The organism is bacterium endosymbiont of Bathymodiolus sp. 5 South (assembly GCF_900128535.1).
Lineage (GTDB): Bacteria > Pseudomonadota > Gammaproteobacteria > PS1 > Pseudothioglobaceae > Thiodubiliella.
Genome location: NZ_FQTR01000393.1, coordinates 1 through 940 on the forward strand (window position 1 = coordinate 1; position 940 = coordinate 940).

General features: G+C 34.0%; 2 protein-coding genes. Both read right to left on the reverse strand.

The features are described from left to right. Positions 1–242: hypothetical protein (locus BBROOKSOX_RS11725; protein WP_139662062.1), on the reverse strand; the 242-nt coding region annotated here is incomplete at its 3' end. A 396-nt stretch (positions 243–638) separates the two neighbouring features. Next, on the reverse strand, positions 639–940 hold a 302-nt coding region (locus tag BBROOKSOX_RS11730), incomplete at its 5' end, for a redoxin family protein (RefSeq protein ID WP_139662065.1).

Sequence of the window (940 nt, forward strand, 5' to 3'; positions counted from 1 at the left end):
TGGTTTGAATGATTGTTTCGATTAAATGGGTCTTGGGTTTGTTTGATATTATCTGGTGCATTGGTGTTATTGCCTGATGTTACTTGTGAGCGGTTATCAGCTGAGGTATTCGCATTAGATGGCGTGATAACTGAAACACCAGATTGAGTATCCTGATTATCTACATTTAAAGAGATAATAAGACCAGCTATTAATGCAATAAAAACAATGGAAATTAAGGATCTTTGTTGTGTCTGGGTCATTTATTAATGTTGCGTGAAAAGCATAAAATTTATGTAACTGAAACTTGGTAAATTATAACTGATAATCATTTTATTTGCAACAAACTGGAAAAAAGTTATACCTAAAGAGACCTTTGCATAAATAGGAACAATCATCAGAAACCCACTTTTCACCCACTTGGCGATTTTTTAAACCCAGCCTTAGCCCTGCTAGGACAAGGTTTAAAGAAATCACCAAGTGGGCAAAAATTGGATTTTGCTAATCATCCCTATTTATGCAAAGGTCTCAATTTATAAGATGTCGTAGGCATTGTTTACTCTTTTTTAGCTCTAGTAAGAAGGCGCACAAATAAACCTACACAAACATCTTACTCAAGAGCAAAAATACCATATTTACCAATACTTAAAACAGAGCCTCTACTTAATGCCTTTAAGCGCTGCAAGAATGTCTTTGTAATTAGGCTCTTTTTCTATGTGTGCAACAACTTGCTTATAGGCAATTTTCCCCTTTGTGTCCACTATATAAACAGTTCTGGCAAAAAATTCTTCTAAGAATTTAGGTGAGGCAATAACAGAGCCATATTTTCTTGCATTACTTGCTCCTTTGTAGTCTGAAAGTGTGTTGATATTTTTCACATCATTTGCTTTACAAAATCTAGAAAATGCAAAAGGGGTGTCCTTAGAAATAATATTTATTTCAACATTGTTCATTTTGGCAA